This is a genomic window from Adhaeribacter terreus, assembly GCF_042657365.1.
GTDB lineage: Bacteria > Bacteroidota > Bacteroidia > Cytophagales > Hymenobacteraceae > Adhaeribacter_A > Adhaeribacter_A terreus.
The window spans coordinates 108,395-124,368 of sequence record NZ_JBHSKT010000008.1; the positions used below are offsets into that span (position 1 = coordinate 108,395).

Annotated in this window: 13 protein-coding genes; 9 read left to right on the forward strand and 4 right to left on the reverse strand. The window is 45.5% G+C overall.

All coding sequences use genetic code 11. From position 1 onward, the window contains the following. Positions 1-348 precede the first annotated feature (348 nt). The gene (locus tag ACFPIB_RS13795) at positions 349-3,858 is read left to right on the forward strand and encodes a pyruvate carboxylase (protein WP_378018045.1); all 3,510 of its coding nucleotides are present in this window, start codon (positions 349-351) and stop codon (positions 3,856-3,858) included. Between the two features lie 190 nt (positions 3,859-4,048). On the opposite strand, the gene ACFPIB_RS13800 is transcribed toward ACFPIB_RS13795, so the two are convergent. Both ACFPIB_RS13800 and ACFPIB_RS13805 read right to left on the reverse strand, forming a co-directional pair. Beyond that, entirely contained in the window at positions 4,049-6,190 is a 2,142-nt protein-coding gene (locus tag ACFPIB_RS13800; protein WP_378018046.1) for a M43 family zinc metalloprotease, read from the reverse strand. A 242-nt stretch (positions 6,191-6,432) separates the two neighbouring features. Continuing rightward, positions 6,433-7,251, reverse strand: a complete 819-nt coding sequence (locus ACFPIB_RS13805; RefSeq protein ID WP_378018047.1) for a transporter — start codon at positions 7,249-7,251, stop codon at positions 6,433-6,435. 457 nt (positions 7,252-7,708) lie between these two features. Between ACFPIB_RS13805 and ACFPIB_RS13810 the strand changes: the two genes are divergently transcribed. From ACFPIB_RS13810 to ACFPIB_RS13830, 5 genes are all read left to right on the forward strand, one after another. Beyond that, on the forward strand, positions 7,709-8,005 hold the full coding sequence (locus tag ACFPIB_RS13810) for an antibiotic biosynthesis monooxygenase family protein (RefSeq protein ID WP_378018048.1): 297 nt from the start codon (positions 7,709-7,711) through the stop codon (positions 8,003-8,005). Between the two features lie 15 nt (positions 8,006-8,020). Further along, a complete protein-coding gene (locus ACFPIB_RS13815; RefSeq protein WP_378018049.1) occupies positions 8,021-9,088 on the forward strand; it encodes a cobalamin-dependent protein in 1,068 nt (355 codons plus the stop codon). Positions 9,089-9,092: 4 nt separating this feature from the next. Further along, the gene (locus tag ACFPIB_RS13820) at positions 9,093-9,617 is read left to right on the forward strand and encodes a hypothetical protein (protein WP_378018050.1); all 525 of its coding nucleotides are present in this window, start codon (positions 9,093-9,095) and stop codon (positions 9,615-9,617) included. A 448-nt stretch (positions 9,618-10,065) separates the two neighbouring features. Further along, positions 10,066-11,526, forward strand: a complete 1,461-nt coding sequence (gene kaiC, locus ACFPIB_RS13825; RefSeq protein ID WP_378018051.1) for a circadian clock protein KaiC — start codon at positions 10,066-10,068, stop codon at positions 11,524-11,526. A 72-nt stretch (positions 11,527-11,598) separates the two neighbouring features. Continuing rightward, complete coding sequence (locus ACFPIB_RS13830) at positions 11,599-11,880, forward strand: circadian clock KaiB family protein (RefSeq protein WP_378018052.1); 282 nt, start codon at positions 11,599-11,601, stop codon at positions 11,878-11,880. 65 nt (positions 11,881-11,945) lie between these two features. Here the strand turns inward: ACFPIB_RS13830 and ACFPIB_RS13835 are convergent, their stop codons facing one another. Together ACFPIB_RS13835 and ACFPIB_RS13840 are read right to left on the reverse strand one after the other, a co-directional pair. Further along, positions 11,946-12,410 carry a PH domain-containing protein gene (locus ACFPIB_RS13835; RefSeq protein ID WP_378018053.1) on the reverse strand — a complete coding sequence of 155 codons (465 nt, stop codon included), beginning with the start codon at positions 12,408-12,410 and terminating at the stop codon, positions 11,946-11,948. Between the two features lie 778 nt (positions 12,411-13,188). Next, positions 13,189-13,530: a tetratricopeptide repeat protein gene (locus ACFPIB_RS13840; protein ID WP_378018054.1), complete on the reverse strand. Its 342-nt coding sequence runs from the start codon at positions 13,528-13,530 to the stop codon at positions 13,189-13,191. 61 nt (positions 13,531-13,591) lie between these two features. Between ACFPIB_RS13840 and ACFPIB_RS13845 the strand changes: the two genes are divergently transcribed. Genes ACFPIB_RS13845 through ACFPIB_RS13855 form a run of 3 tightly spaced genes read left to right on the forward strand, consistent with a single transcriptional unit; the run spans position 13,592 to position 15,920 of the window. Next, on the forward strand, positions 13,592-14,329 hold the full coding sequence (locus tag ACFPIB_RS13845) for an electron transfer flavoprotein subunit beta/FixA family protein (protein WP_378018055.1): 738 nt from the start codon (positions 13,592-13,594) through the stop codon (positions 14,327-14,329). A gap of 3 nt (positions 14,330-14,332) precedes the next feature. Continuing rightward, on the forward strand, positions 14,333-15,301 hold the full coding sequence (locus ACFPIB_RS13850) for an electron transfer flavoprotein subunit alpha/FixB family protein (RefSeq protein WP_378018056.1): 969 nt from the start codon (positions 14,333-14,335) through the stop codon (positions 15,299-15,301). Positions 15,302-15,320: 19 nt separating this feature from the next. Next, on the forward strand, positions 15,321-15,920 hold the full coding sequence (locus ACFPIB_RS13855; protein WP_378018057.1) for a bifunctional nuclease family protein: 600 nt from the start codon (positions 15,321-15,323) through the stop codon (positions 15,918-15,920). Positions 15,921-15,974 lie beyond the last annotated feature (54 nt).

The window sequence follows — 15,974 nt, forward strand, 5'->3', positions numbered from 1 at the left end:
TTTATTAATGAGAAAAAACTGAAGCGGAAGAAGTTTACGGCCAGCATTTAAGCCTTTTTAGAATGCATTTTCAGGCGGATCCGGCTAAAATTGCAGCGTTTTTTCAACGAAACCATTAACTTTTTGTTTGCGGCCGCAGTAAATATGCCCCTGTAAACCCGCAAATTGTGGCTAATGACTCAAAAAAACGTTACGCACTGTAACCTGAAAACCTGAAACGAGTAAATTCGCATAACTCCATCTAGCAACTCACATTAATTTTCCGGCCTTTCTATATATAGAAAATCGTATATTTTGTGAATTTTGTTAGCTTAAATCATCTTCCCTAACCGTACATCAGAATTCTTTATGAACATCAAGAAAGTATTGGTAGCGAACCGCGGCGAGATCGCGATCCGGGTTCTGCGCGCCTGTACCGAGCTGGACATCCAGACCGTGGCTATTTACACTTACGAAGACCGTTATTCCCACCACCGGTACAAAGCCGACGAAGCTTATCAGATCGGAAAAGATCATCAGCCGTTGCAGCCGTACCTTGATATGGAAGCAATTATTGCAATTGCCAAAGAAAATAACGTAGACGCTATTCATCCTGGTTACGGTTTCCTTTCTGAAAACAAAGAGTTCTCGCAAAAGTGTAAAGATAACGGCATCGTTTTCATCGGGCCGCGGCCGGAAGTAATGGAAGCCCTTGGCGATAAAATTGCCGCAAAAAAGGTAGCGAAAGCGTGCAACATACCGCTCATTGAAAGTAACGAAAAAGATCTGGTCGATTTTGAAACGGCCAAAGCTGAAGCGAACAGAATTGGCTACCCGGTAATGCTGAAAGCAGCGGCCGGTGGCGGCGGACGTGGCATGCGCGTGATCCGGACGGATGAGGAACTGGCGAAAGGTTTTTTTGAAGCCCGAAATGAAGCCCTGAAAGCCTTTGGCGATGCTACCGTTTTCCTGGAAAAATTTGTGGAGCGGCCCAAGCACATCGAAGTACAGATCGTAGCCGATAACCACGGGAATATTACGCATTTATTTGAGCGCGATTGTTCGGTACAACGCCGTTTCCAGAAAGTGGTGGAAGTAGCGCCGGCGCTTAACCTGAAAGAAGAACTTCGGCAGAAACTTTACGATTATGCGCTGAAGATTTGTTCGGCGGTTAATTACAATAACGTTGGTACTGTTGAATTTTTAGTAACGCCGGAAACAGATTCCATTTATTTCATTGAAGTAAATCCGCGGATCCAGGTTGAGCATACGGTTACGGAAATGATCACCGGCATCGACCTGATCAAAACGCAGATCTACATTGCGGACGGCTACAAACTTTCGGACGAAGAAATATCCTTAGGCGAAAATCATGCGCGTTTTAACACCGGTTTTGCTATTCAGTGCCGCATTACCACCGAAGATCCGGAAAATGAATTTAAACCCGATTACGGGACCATTATTGCTTACCGCAGCGCCGGTGGTTTTGGTATTCGGTTAGACCAGGGCAGTGTATACCAGGGAGCTAAGATCAGCCCGTTCTTCGATTCGCTGCTGGTAAAAGTTTCGGCGCATTCTACCACCTTAAAAGATGCAGCCAAGAAAATGCAACGGACCTTGGAGGAATTCCGGATCCGGGGTGTGAAGAACAATATTCAGTTTCTACAGAATATTATCGGTCACGAGGCATTTATTTCCGGCAACGCCACCGTAGATTTTGTAAAAGAACATCCGGAACTTTTTAAATTTGAAAAACGGCAGGACCGGGGCACCAAATTCCTGAGCTACATTGCTGATACCATTGTAAATGGCAACCCGGATATTAAAGCAGTTGACCCGAACAAGTTGCTCGAAAAACCGCATCTGCCGAAGCTTGATCCGAAGAAAACTTACGAGAAAGGCACCAAAGATCTGCTCACCGAACTCGGCCCGGAAAAGTTTGCTGAATGGCTGCGCAACGATAAACAAATTCACTACACCGATACTACATTCCGTGACGCGCATCAATCGCTTTTAGCAACCCGCATGCGTAGCTTCGATATGTTGAAAGTGGCCGAAAGCTATGCCAAAAACCATCCGCAAACCTTCAGTATGGAAGTGTGGGGCGGCGCGACCTTCGATGTAAGCATGCGTTTTCTGCACGAAGACCCTTGGGACAGACTTGCCAAAATAAGAAAAGCGGTGCCGAATATTTTGCTGCAAATGCTCATTCGCGGGGCAAATGGCGTGGGTTATAAAGCGTATCCGGATAATTTAATTGAAGCGTTTGTAGAAAAAAGCTGGGAAACCGGCGTGGATATTTTCCGCATTTTCGATTCGCTGAACTGGATGAAAGGCATGGAAAGTTGCATCGAGTTTGTGCGCAAACGTACCGGCGGTCTGGCCGAAGCTTCCATCTGCTATACCGGCGATATTCTGGACCCGAACCGGACCAAATATAACCTGCAGTATTACCTCGATCTGGCTAAAAACCTGGAAGACGCCGGTGCGCATATTCTTTGCATTAAAGACATGTCCGGATTGTTAAAACCATATGCCGCCACAGAGTTAATTACGGCCCTTCGTGAAACTGTAAAATTGCCGATCCATTTACACACCCACGATACTTCTTCCATTCAGAGCGCTACTTATTTAAAAGCTATTGAAGCCGGCGTAGACGTAGTAGATGTGGCATTAGGTTCACTTTCCGGATTAACTTCGCAACCGAATTTTAATTCGATGGTAGAAATGATGCGCTTCCAGGATCGTCACCGGGAATTCGATCAGAAAAGCCTGAACGAATATTCGAGTTATTGGGAAACCGTACGCGAATATTATTATCCGTTCGAATCAGGTTTAAAAGCCGGAACTTCCGAAGTATTCCAGCACGAAATTCCGGGCGGCCAATATTCCAATTTACGTCCGCAGGCGCAGGCTTTGGGTTTGGGCGATAAATGGGAACAGATCAAAACTACTTTCACGGAAGTAAATGCGCTTTTCGGCGATGTGGTTAAAGTTACACCCAGCTCCAAAGTAGTTGGCGATATGGCTTTGTACCTCGTTTCCAATAACCTGACCACAGTAGATGTGCTGGAAAAAGGCGAAACAATTTCCTTCCCGGAATCGGTGCAGCAGTTCTTTAAAGGCGACATCGGTCAGCCGGTAGGAGGGTTTCCGAAAAAGCTGCAGAAGATCGTTTTAAAAGACGTAGAACCTTACACCGACCGGCCGAATGAACATCTGGAACCAATCGATTTCGAAAAGGAATGGGATGAGCTGAAAGCGAAATTCGGGCAAAACGTAAAGTTCACCGATCTGCTTTCGTATTTGCTTTACCCGAAAGTTTTCGAACAATATTACAAGCACGTACAAACCTACGGCGACGTTTCCATGATCCCGACGCGTATCTTTTTCTACGGCATGAAGCAGGGCGAAGAAGCCATTATTGATATTGCCAAAGGGAAATCGATTATTGTAAAATATCAGAGCATGGGCCCGGCTAACGACGACGGAACACGCACGGTTTTCTTTAAAATGAACGGCCAGACCCGGAATATTGATGTGCTCGATAAATCGGTGAAAATTACTAAAAAAGAAAACCGCAAAGCCGACAAAGCCGATTCGAAACAAATTGCCGCGCCGCTGCAAGGCATGCTTTCCAAAGTGCTGGTGAAAGAAGGGCAGGTTGTAAAGAAAAACGCGCCGCTTTTCATTATAGAAGCCATGAAAATGGAAACCACCATTACCGCTGCCGAGGACTTGCTGGTAACCGGAATTTACTTGCCGGAAACATCGCTGGTTAGCGCCGATGACCTGGTGCTTTCAACGGATAAACCTTCGGAAAACGCTATGGTAAATGCCATTGAAACTGCTACCGAAACGGCCGAAGCAGAAGCCTGATAAACGGTAGCATTTTAAGCCCGAAAACTCATAAAAAAAAATCCTCACGGCTTTAAAGCTTGTGAGGATTTTTTTTTATGGGAAACGCTATGTTTTGAGGTTGAAAAACACTTAAGAAATTTAACTAACTGGAATTAAAAAGGTCTTCCCAATTAACCGGAAAGACCTTTTTAATAAATTTAATCAAGCATTACTTTGCGATTACAAACCGAATCTGCGGCATATCTCCTGCATTTACCAGGCGGCAAATGTACATGCCGTTTACCAGGTTTGCCATTTCGCCGGTTTGCAGCGGCATAGCAAAAACATGTTCGCCTTTGGTCTTGTTGCCAATTTTATGGGTGTAAACCAGTTTGCCAACCACATTATAAATTTCAACCTGCACGTTCTCTTTCGCATCGGTTAAAGTATATTGCAACGACATTTCTGACTGTACCGGGTTCGGGAAAATCGATAACGAAGCAACCGCATCACCTAGAGTAATTTCCTGGGTACGGCTGCCGCTTCCGAAGGTAAGTTTCATGTTCGGCCGGTTATATGAGCGCGTTCCGGTAGTAGTGGTGCAGATTCCGCCGGAGCTTACATCTTGTTGCTTATACAATGCGCGGTAGCTGCCAAGATTGGTTCCTAAAACGGTAGAGTTTTGCGTATAAGAACTATTGTTAAAGCAGATATCTACCAGAATATTTCCGGTGCCATTATAAACGAAAGGCGTTGAGAACGCGTGCGTATTCCAGGAATTGGCAGACGTGGTGTAATTAGCGCTGTAAACGGTGGTGGTATTGGTACCGGTCAGGTAGCTGGTGCTGCCAAATGCACTGGAAGTAGTGTGGGCGAGTTTTATGGTATAACCATTCATTACCTGGCTTTGCGCAGTGCTTACATAAAATGCTAATGAAGATAAGCTTGAGCCCGAAGTGTAACCCGCTGCCGTTAATTCTGCCTTGGTAATAATATATTGCACGCGTTGATCCATGTAATAAGTACCGTAAGGAGCCTGAGTTATACCTGTTGAACCTGTACCCACCGTAATGGTAGAACCGCCACCTGAACCACCTGTAGGAGCCGTGAAATTATAGGAAGCAGAGAAAGCGCTGGTAGTACCCGAACATACGCTTGCTACTTGGTATTCGTAGGTAGTAGAAGCAGTTAGACCGGTTAAACCCAGGCTGTTGGTAGAAGCCGTGAAATTGCTCCAGGTAGAAGAAGAAATTGCCTTGATCCGGACATTATAGCTGGTTGCACCAGACGAAGCCCAGTTAAGAGTTACGGCAGTAGAAGTTAAGTTAGAAACGGTAAGTCCGGTCGGTACATTACAAGCTGTTCCTCCGCCCGGTGCTACGCAACCCTGCGAAGTAGCCAGGCTGGCCCGTGCTCCACCTGCATCGAGAATAGCATCCATGCGGGCTTTCTGACCAGCTGTGAACATATACATACAGGCATCATCGGTATAATCCATGTAATTCATGAACATATCGCCGTTTGGTGTGTTGCTGCAGGAAATTTTCGGGAATGTAGGGCAGCCGCCGTTGGAATTTCCCTGATTCGGAGTATCCGAAACCTGATCAGAACCGGTGCAGGCACCATTATCGTCGCCCCATATATGGTACAAGTTCAGCCAGTGGCCAACTTCATGGGTAGCTGTGCGACCTTTATTGAAAGGGGCAGAGGCTGTGCCGGTATTTCCGAAGCCGGTATAGGTACAAACCACGCCATCGGTAGCAGCCGGTCCACCGGGAAATTGCGCATAACCCAACAAACCACCACTTAAATTACCAACCCAGAGGTTCAGATATTGGTTTCGGTCCCAGGCATCTTTGCCGCCGGTGCTGTTGTATTTAATATAGTCTCCGGCATCGCTGAAAGAGGTCCTGGTTGTTTGCGTGCGGGTTATACCGGTTGTAGCATTCCCATTCGGGTCGCGTTTGGCCAGGCAGAACTCCACCTGAGCATCGGCGGCTAAACCGGCAAATGCAGCCGGAATTTTGCTTACGTCAGTATTCAGTTTCCGGAAATCCTGGTTCAGAATGTTGATCTGGGACTGGATCTGGGCGTCGGAAATATTCTGGGCGCTGGTGTTGTAAACTACGTGCACTACCACCGGAATGGTAATTACCCCGGTTCGCTGATTTACTTTGCCGCTGTTTATACGTTTCTGTGTAAATGCTTCAATGGCATTGCGCCGGATCAGGAAATCGGGGTCTGCCTGTACCTGGTTCTGATACAAATCCATGGTGCTGCAATTCCGCGTTTGTGGGGCTTGCGCATAGCTGTTTCCTCCGGCGGTGAGCATAGCACAGCCTAGCAGAAAATGGTAAAATTTTCTTTTCATAAGGTTTAATTAAGGTGGGAATAAAAGGGGTTGAAAAAGTGAGATCTTAATTCTGGAAAGGTATGGTTAAAAAAATTACCTGCAAATAAAAAATAGAAATATTTTAAAATAAAAATAAACTTTCAAAGAAAAGTACCTGCTCAGATTCCTTTCAGTGTTTTCCGAAAACGATGTTGCCGATTGCGCTTGCCAGCTGTTATGAGTTTTTATGGTGTCAGGCATAGCGTTTAAGCAAGTTGGTTTTATTTCGGCAGCCTGAAACTTATGCCGGCGGAAGCAAAAAAGTCCGGTGCTTCTTCGCTTATTCCGTAACCTGCATAAGCATCCAGCTGCAGGTTCGGTTTTATTTTATAGGCAAGGCCGGCATCGAAACTTTGCTGCATGTCTTTCTTATGTTTTTCACCTACGGCTTCCAGAAAAGCCATAAAGCCTTCGGATATTTCATACTGAAGCGCCAGGGTATAAAGGCCGATGTGGTTGTAAGGCTGGGCGCTTTCCGGATTCTGGTTTTCTTCCCAATCAAGCCCCAAATTGTAATGCAGCGAAAATCTTTCCGAGAGTTTATTCATGAGGGCAAGCCGCAGTTTTGGTTCAACTTTTTCCCCTTCAAAATCCTCACCGCCAACCGGTAATCTAAAATCTGCCTGCAATGCCGCTTCCGGCCGGGCGCCAGCGTTCTGTAGTAACTGAATCTTCGTGCCGAGCATAATATCATCCAAGCCTTTTTCTATGAATTTGTTTTCCGGCAGCGGCGTGCGAATGATCTTGGTTCTTACGCGTGTGTATTGGGCCCGTACGCGCAATTCGGCAAAAGACAATACACCCGCGCGCAATATTATTTCCGGCAAATGCAGCTCCCGTACGTTAACAAAGTTGGTTTCATCTTTAATATACTGCAATCCGGTTTCAAGTTGATAATAACCTTGAGGTACTATCCGCGATCCGTCGCCAACGCCGGGCCGGTCTGTTTCCATTTCTTCAGTTTCAGTAGCATTTTCAGTCTGAGCAAAAGCGGCGTTTAAAGTAATACAGGCGAAGACCAGCGTTAAAATTTTTTTCATATTCCGGTTAAGGTTATTTCAGCTTGATGCGTTTTGGTTATTTACGTGTTCGGTTAAAAACTGGTAGTTAGGAGCTGAATTTTGAACCCTTAATTTTTTTAATAAAAGCAGCTTTTGGCTAGTTTTTCATTTTTATTCATCTTTAAAAATCAGGAATTGTTATTAGATTGTAAATGGCTGAAAATGAAAATTATACTAATATTAAAGTTGCGTTCGTTTAAATAACGGAAGAAAAGATTAAACCCGGAATTTTAGTTTTTTAAGTTGAAATTGCTTTATTTTAACTTTATGCGTGGTTACCTGGCTCAATCGTTGTAAGGATTATTAAGAATGCGGTAACCATTTGCGTGCAGGTATGCACCATTTCTGCAATCAGGATTTTTTTAATACCGGTGGCCCTGTTAGGTATGGTTTTTCAGGCTGAATTTCAGTGCTTTCCGGTTTAAGTATGTTTTTTATGTTTATTGCTCTAAGTACATTTACCATTGCCAACGATATGGCGCCGGAAGTGAAACAGGCTTTCCGCGACCGGCCGCACCTTGTTGACAATGCTCCCGGTTTCGAACGGATGGAAGTTATCTGTCCGCACGACGAACCAAACGAGATCTGGCTTATCACTTACTGGACTGACCAGGAAAGTTACCAGGTATGGCATAAAAACCATTTAAAAGAATCGCATTCTCAAATTCCGAAAGGGTTGAAACTTGTTCCGCGCAGCGCCAAAGTCCGCTTTTTCTCGCATATAAGTAAATAGTTCAGAAGGGAAGAAATGCCAAATAAAAGAACAGCCGAGCTGGTTTATAATCTTGCCGCGGAAATTGCCCAGGTTGCAACCGAGCTGCAATATAAACGCATGCCTGAACTTGAAGCCCGCTACGGTAAAATTGGCCGCCAAAAATGTCTGCAGGATGCCGGTTATCATTTATCGTACTTGGCCGAAGCCATTTTATCGGAAAGCCCTTTATTATTCAGCGATTATATTGGCTGGGCACAGCAAATGCTGGGCGCGCGTAACATTCCGGCCAAAGATCTGGCTGTAAATCTGAACTGCATTAAAGAAGCGCTGGCGCAACGCCTGCCCATAGAAAGTTTTGTGGTTGCTGCCAAATACGTGAACAGCGCCATGAATCAGCTGGAAGCAGCTTTTGAGCCGCTTGAAAGTTTTCTGAAAAGCGAACACACTTTAAAAGCTACCTCCGAAAAATATTTGCAGCTGCTTTTGCAAGGCAAACGCAACCTCGCCAGCCAGCTTATTTTGCAGGAAGTTGAAAAAGGTGCGGCGGTAAAAGATCTGTACCTGGAAGTTTTTCAGCCGGTGCAGCACGAAATAGGCAGGCTTTGGCAGCTCAATAAAATTTCGGTGGCCCAGGAACATTATTGTACCGCCGCTACCCAAATGATCATGTCGCAGTTGTATGAGCACATTTTTAATTCGGAACGCAACGGTTACCGGCTGGTAGCCACCTGTATTTCCGGCGATCTGCACGAAGTGGGCATTAGGATGGTAGCCGATTTCTTTGAAATGGAAGGCTGGGATACTTTTTACCTGGGAGCCAATACGCCAATTGAAAGTATTATTCGTACCTTGCGCGAGCAGGAAGCTAATTTACTGATCGTGTCTGCAACCATGGCTTACCACGTGCGCGCCGTAGCCGATCTTATTGCTGCCGTGCGCCGCGACACAACCCTGAACAGCGTAAAAATAATGGTTGGCGGTTACCCGTTTAATGTGGCACCGGAACTGTGGCAGGCTATTGGTGCCGATGCCTTTGCAAATAATGCTTCCGGAGCCATACAAAAAGCGAACGATCTGCTACGCGTACTGCCTATAAAATAAACCGATGAAAGCGGAAACCGAATTTATTCTGCAATGCAACCGAAATAGTTTTATTGAGCAGGTGATGTACGTAAGGGAAAAGCTAAATGCTGAAGCCTTACTGAACCAGCCGCTACTGTTTTGTCTCACACCCGAATATCTGGAAGCCGGCCGACGTTTTATAGAAGCTATCCGCTGGTCTGGCAAAGCCGAAAACTTCGATCTCGAAATTCTGCTTAATAACAAAAAATACCTTTTCACCTTTTCCGGCGTAATGCTCCGCGATCATATTATTATTGTAGCGCAGCATACAGTTCCCGATAAGCAGTCTGATGATTTACCGATCACTGAAATGGTAGCCGAAGAAGTTGAAAATTCCATTGCCGAAACCACTGAAATTACGGAACCTGAAAAACAAACAGAAGTAACTGTTTGGGATCTGCTGGAAGAAATGAGCCGCTTAAATAACGAGCTGATTAATACCAAACGCGAACTGGTAAGGAAAAACATGGAGCTCGAACGTTTGCAGCAGCAACTGAAAAAAGGCTAGGTTTTTGGCAGTAAAAACTGCTTTCCGTGCAGCTGTTTCGCTTAACTGTAATTTCTAAATTCAATAATTTTCTATCTAATCCCGAATTTCAAAACGAGATTTCGCTTTAAAACGCTATGGTTTTAGGCCTGAAAACTCTTTGCTCAGGCCTTTTATTACAAGTAAGCAGGTTCACCATAAATTGGTGCTAAAGGTTTTCGCCTGGAAAATTGTTGTCATCCATTATTTTTTTTCTGAAGTAATTTCTTAAAAAACAATTTACTCAGTTTTTCTGTTAACTTTAATACATTCCTACGTCAAAAGACTTCGTTTTCGGGAATTGGTATTAACGTTTTTCTTCCAATTTCAAAAAAAAAGTGTTTTCCGGCCCGCTTACCTTTAAGCAAAACTTCCCAGGCAAGGTTAGTATTGTGATTTATTTTGTTTTTACAGTGCTCCCTTTTTATTCATGAATATTAAAAAATTAGTAACCGGCATTGCCGCATTCGATCATATTTCAGATGGCGGTTTACCTGAAGGCAGAACTACGCTGGTAGCCGGTACATCGGGTAGTGCAAAAACGTTGTTCGGGGCGCAGTTCCTGGCCATGGGCATCCGGCTTTTCGACCAGGCAGGTGTGTTTGTTACCTTCGAAGAACAGGTGGACGATATTCGTCAGAACCTGCGCAGCTTTAACTGGGAAATTGATAAGTGGGAAAAAGAAGGCAAATGGGTGTTTCTGGATGGTTCGCCGAAAGATGAAGATTCCGTAACGATCGGGGAATACGATCTGAGTGCTTTCCGGGTACGGCTGGAACGGGCCATTATTAAATGCAATGCCAAGCGGGTAGTAATCGATTCTATCGGTAGCGTGTTTTCGCAATTTCCGGAGCTGCACACCATCCGCCGGGAGCTTTTTAAAGTAGCCATGACGCTGCGCCGCTTGCACACCACTTCCATAATTACCGCCGAACGCACCGAAGAATACGGCGATATTTCCCGTTTTGGTGTAGAAGAGTTTTTGACCGACAACGTAATTATTCTGCGCAACGTGCTGGCCAACGAAAAACGCCGGCGCACCATCGAGATCCTCAAATTCCGGGGCAGCAACCACGTAAAAGGCGAAAACCCGTTTACGATCATACCCAACGAGGCCATTGTTATTATTCCGCTTTCGGCCATGGAACTGAAGCAACGGTCTTCTAACGTTCGGGTAAGTTCTGGCATTGCAAAACTCGACGAAATGTGCGGTGGCGGTTTCTACCGGGATTCTATAATCCTGGTTTCTGGCGCTACTGGCGCTGGTAAAACGCTGTTGGTGGCCAATTTTATTAACGGCATCCGCGAGAAAAAAGAACGTTGCCTGCTCATGGCTTTTGAAGAAAGCCGCGAACAGTTATTCCGTAACGCCAAAGGTTGGGGCGAAGATTTTGAACAACTCGAAAAAGACGGTTTGCTGAAAGTGGTTTGCATTTACCCGGAAGTTTCTTCGCTCGAAGATCATTTTATTAACATCCAGCAAATTGTAAAAGATTTTAAACCGAACCGCATCGCCATCGACAGCCTTTCGGCCTTAACCCGCACTTCCTCCGAAAAAGGTTTCCGCGAGTTTATAATTGCGCTTACTTCTTTTCTGAAACACAAGGAAATTACAGGCATGTTTACTGCTACCACGCCGCTTTTAACCGGCGGTTCTTCGGTTACCGAAGGTAATATTTCTACCATTACCGATACCATTATTCTGCTCCGTTACGTGGAGGTTTCCGGCGAAATGCAGCGCAGTATAACCGTACTGAAAATGCGCGGTTCCCGCCACGATGCCGCCATCCGCCGGTTTACCATCGATAGTCAGGGCATGAATATTGGTGAGCCCTTCGAGGGGATCAGCGGCATTTTAACGGGTAACCCGGTCGTTATTAAGAAAGATTAGTTTTAGGAAAGCAGGGAAGAGTAGTTGAAAGAATTTAAAGAATTGAGCAGATTTTCGGCCTTTAAAGGAAACATGAACAAATACGTTTTACAGCTTTACGTGAATGGCAATAGTCCTACTTCTATGGAGGCTGTTGAAATGCTGCAGACTATTTGTAAAGAAAACCTGAAAGGGAATTGCGAGCTCGAAATTATTGATATTCAGGTGGAACCGGATAAAGCCGAAGAAGCCGGCATTCTGGCTATTCCTACTTTGGTGCGGAAATGGCCCTTGCCGGAAACCCGGATCATCGGGGCCTTATCTGTTAAAACCCGCGTACTTACCGGGTTGGGCATTGCCTCAGACCTGAACTAAAAACGCTATGCTTTAGGAGCAAAAAAGCCGGAAATTTTCAACTGAAACTTTCCGGCTTTTTAATTTTACAGATCCAGTACAATATCCGGATTCCTGACCTTTAATTCCTGGATGAATTGTTCCTGGTTTTCCGGCGAAAAATAAATATCGTCGAATTTATTGTAATGCACAATAATGCCGTGCGTACCCAAAGCCGGTTTCAACCCGCCGAAAAGTTCTTTTTTGCGTTCAATTTTCCGAATGGAGCTAATAGCAATTTTCCCTTTCATAGCCCCGGAATGGTAAGCAACCGCGTTTTCGCTGATGGCATAACCCGTATCGAACCACATCCAGATGAGGTAACCGTAAATAATGGCATACAGGAAACTGATAAAATAACTACCCCAGCTTTGTTCGCTGCTCAATAATAAGTAGCCGAGCATAATAAAAACCAGCGTAGTAGGGAAGAAGATAAAAAATGCAGCCTGCCGGCTTTTCTCCGACCGGAACTTTAAATTATCTGAATAATGAGAAGCAACCGTGTGTACCATAAAGCAGTTTTTTAGCTGAAAACCATACCGTTTCTGATTCCAGATTTAACGAACCAAAGTAACCCGAAGATTCGATCAAGTAGCAGAAAACTTATCGCAAAATCAAACATCGCCAGTTTCCTGAAAACTCAAAAATCCCGGATCCTTCCTGAAATTAGCAAAGTTCTGACAGGATTCTCAAATTTTCAGATGAAAAGATAGCAGAACAGCTAACTAAGATGGTTAAATCCATTGACAATTAATACACTATATAACAATTTCACGCATATCGCCAGCGCAGCGTCGCGCGAAAATCACGTTATTAAGAAAGCTAAACTAAAAAGAAGCTGAATACTGAGGAAAGCCATACCAGTTTCTGTGAGAGCGGCCTCCGCACTTTCCGACTTTTGCTTTAGCAAAATTGCGCAAGCAAAGGAAAGGGTGCAGCCGCGAACGCAGAAACGAAGCCCGACCGGCTTGAGGGAGAAAATTGCTGATGAAAGTTAAAAGTCAGCTGTTTAGCAGAAAAGGTGTTTCAAAAATGCTAGCACTTTTAGTTGAAAAACTGCTGCCCGCCGATGAGGACCTTCAGAGCTACGCTCGCAATCTTCGCGCTCCCGCGCTCAATTGTGCTCAGGATGACAGCAAAATGCTATACTTTTCAGCCTAAAAACTCATTAGCAAACCAAACTACTAGCTGGAAGAGATCTCTCCTGACGTCGAGATGACGAAAAACGGTATGGTTTTGTGCCTAAAAACTATTCAACAATTTAACCATTAAGCAATTAAACAGTTAAAATCAATCTTCATCCTCATAATCCAACCCCTTAAACTTATTAAACGCCCCCTGCAACTCCGAAAAAGCGTGCATATTTCCTTCCTGGCGCGCAATTTTCATTCCTTTCTGGTAAGTTTCTTCGGCTTTTTCTGGCAGGCCGAGCTCGTTATAAAGGCTGGCGGCGTGGTAATACGTGCCCACGTAATTCGGGTGTTCGGACAGTAAAATTTCGTAATATTTCCGCGATTCCGTTACGTCCAACTTGCGGTATTCGGTGGCCAGGGCGTAAATGGTGAAAGCATCGGCAGGGTCTTCCTGATAAAACGCTAAAAGTTGGGTTAATCGCGGGTTGTTGGTTTCCATTATTTTAAATAATTGCTAACTTCGCCCCAAAGTTAAACCTTCTAAGCATACAGAGCGAAAAATGAAGATTTTAGTTTGCATCAGCAACGTTCCCGATACCACTACCAAAATAACCTTCACGCCCGATAACAAGCAGTTCAACACCGCCGGCGTGCAGTTTGTAATAAACCCTTACGACGAATACGCGTTAACCCGCGCCATTGAGCTAAAAGAAGCGCAAGGCGGCAGCGTAACCGTACTCAACGTAGGCGAAGCCGATACCGAAGCCAACATCCGGAAAGCATTAGCCATTGGCGCCGACGATGCGGTTCGCATCAACGCCAAGCCAACCGACGCTTACTTTGTAGCTACGCAAATTGCCAACTACGCCAAAGCCGAAAACTTCGACCTGATCCTGATGGGTAAAGAGTCGGTTGATTACAACGGTTTCCAGGTGCACGGCATGGTAGCTGAAATGCTGGGTATTCCATCTATTACGCCGGGCGTAAAGCTTGATGTAAACGGCACTACGGCTACGGTTCAGCGCGAAATTGAAGGCGGACATGAGATCATCGATGCGCAATTGCCAATTGTGGTTTCTGCCCAGCAGCCTATGTCTGAGCCAAGAATCCCGAACATGCGCGGCATCATGACGGCCCGTACCAAGCCTTTGAAAGTGGTAGAACCAACCGGCTCTGAAACCAAAACCGAGATCGAAACCTTTGCCTTGCCGCCGCAGAAAACCGGTGTGAAGATGATCGCTCCGGAAAATGCCGGCGAATTGATTACCTTATTAAGAAACGAAGCTAAAGTTATATAATATATGTCAGTTTTAGTTGTAATTGAATGTGCGAACGGCGAGGTTAAAAAATCTAGCTTAGAAGCGGCTACCTACGGCAGCAAAGTTGCACAACAAATGGGAACCACGGCAACGGCTGTTGCCATCGGCGATATTTCGGAAGAAAACCTGAAGCATTTAGGCGCGCAGGGCATTAAAAAAGTGCTTTTCGATAACGATGCCCGCCTGAAGAATTTCGTGAACCTGGCGTACGTAAAAGTGATTGCGGCCGCGGCGCAGAAAGAGTCTTCCAAAGTAATTATCTTATCTAATACCAATATCGGTTCGGCCATTGGTTCGCGTTTAGCGGTGCGTTTAAGCGCTTCGTTGGCTACCAATGTGGTTTCGTTACCGGAGATTTCAGGCAATACGTTTAAAGTGAAGCGCGGTGTTTATTCAGGCAAAGCGTTTGCTGATGTAAACCTGACTGCGGACGTAAAAATTATTGCGGTTAAGAAAAATACCATTGAAGTTGGCCACGAAGCCGGCGAAGCTACGGTAGAGAATTTCTCTGCCTCGCTCACCGATGCTGACGTAGCCGTTGCCCCGAAAGAAGTGATCCAGCAGACCGGCGATATTTTATTACCGGAAGCGGACATCGTAGTTTCGGGTGGTCGTGGTTTGAAAGGGCCGGAAAACTGGCATTTGGTAGAAGACCTGGCGAAAGCGTTGGGCGCTGCTACCGCTTGCTCTAAGCCGGTTGCCGACGTAGACTGGAGACCGCATCATGAGCACGTAGGCCAGACCGGGATCACGGTTTCTCCTAATTTATACATTGCCATCGGTATTTCGGGTGCAATCCAGCATTTGGCCGGGGTTAACTCTTCTAAAGTAATTGTCGTTATTAACAAAGATCCGGAAGCGCCGTTCTTTAAGGCAGCCGATTACGGCATCGTGGGCGATGCCTTCGAGGTAGTTCCGAAGTTAATAGAAGCGGCAAAAAACTTGCGTTAGTAGAGAAGATAGAAAAACTGTGAAAAAAATTCAGCTGGAAATTTTAGGCCTTTCGTCGAGCCAGAGCCAATCAGGTTCGTTCGCGTTGGTGCTGGGGGAGAAAGACGGCAACCGCCGTTTACCGATTATTATCGGGATGTTTGAAGCGCAAAGCATTGCCATTCAGATAGAAAAAATAAACCCGAACCGTCCGCTCACGCACGACCTGTTCAAATCTTTTGCCGAGCAGGTAGGGGTAACGGTGCAGGAAGTAATGATCTCAGACCTGAAAGAAGGCGTGTTCTATTCCAAGATCGTGTGCAACGACGGCGACAAGCAATTCGACCTCGATGCGCGCCCTTCGGATGCCATTGCCATCGGCCTGCGCTTTAACGTACCGATCTACACCGTAGAAAGCGTACTTTCAGAAGCCGGCATAATTTTGAGCGACCTGGAAGACGAAGAAGAGGAAAGCGACGAAACCTCGGTAAGTTCAGAAAGCAAACCGGTAGAAAAGAAGGAGAAAATTGCCGAAACTTCGGTAGAAGACCTGAACAAACTACTGGCCGAAGCCCTGGAAAAAGAGGACTACGAACGCGCCGCCAAGATCCGGGATGAAATACAAAAACGCGGTAAATAAAACGCTATCGTTTTGATATAAAAAAGTCAGGCTGTAAGGCCTGACTTTTTTTGT

Excerpts from the sequence above, each read along its gene's own strand:
- ACFPIB_RS13795 (WP_378018045.1), top strand. The coding sequence starts at position 349 with ATGAACATCAAGAAAGTATTGGTAGCGAACCGCGGCGAGATCGCGATC.
- ACFPIB_RS13815 (WP_378018049.1), top strand. The coding sequence starts at position 8,021 with ATGCCAAATAAAAGAACAGCCGAGCTGGTTTATAATCTTGCCGCGGAA.
- ACFPIB_RS13800 (WP_378018046.1), bottom strand. The coding sequence starts at position 6,190 with ATGAAAAGAAAATTTTACCATTTTCTGCTAGGCTGTGCTATGCTCACC.
- ACFPIB_RS13835 (WP_378018053.1), bottom strand. The coding sequence starts at position 12,410 with ATGGTACACACGGTTGCTTCTCATTATTCAGATAATTTAAAGTTCCGG.
- ACFPIB_RS13850 (WP_378018056.1), top strand. The coding sequence starts at position 14,333 with ATGTCAGTTTTAGTTGTAATTGAATGTGCGAACGGCGAGGTTAAAAAA.
- ACFPIB_RS13820 (WP_378018050.1), top strand. The coding sequence starts at position 9,093 with ATGAAAGCGGAAACCGAATTTATTCTGCAATGCAACCGAAATAGTTTT.
- kaiC (WP_378018051.1), top strand. The coding sequence starts at position 10,066 with ATGAATATTAAAAAATTAGTAACCGGCATTGCCGCATTCGATCATATT.
- ACFPIB_RS13845 (WP_378018055.1), top strand. The coding sequence starts at position 13,592 with ATGAAGATTTTAGTTTGCATCAGCAACGTTCCCGATACCACTACCAAA.
- ACFPIB_RS13805 (WP_378018047.1), bottom strand. The coding sequence starts at position 7,251 with ATGAAAAAAATTTTAACGCTGGTCTTCGCCTGTATTACTTTAAACGCC.
- ACFPIB_RS13810 (WP_378018048.1), top strand. The coding sequence starts at position 7,709 with ATGTTTATTGCTCTAAGTACATTTACCATTGCCAACGATATGGCGCCG.
- ACFPIB_RS13830 (WP_378018052.1), top strand. The coding sequence starts at position 11,599 with ATGAACAAATACGTTTTACAGCTTTACGTGAATGGCAATAGTCCTACT.
- ACFPIB_RS13840 (WP_378018054.1), bottom strand. The coding sequence starts at position 13,530 with ATGGAAACCAACAACCCGCGATTAACCCAACTTTTAGCGTTTTATCAG.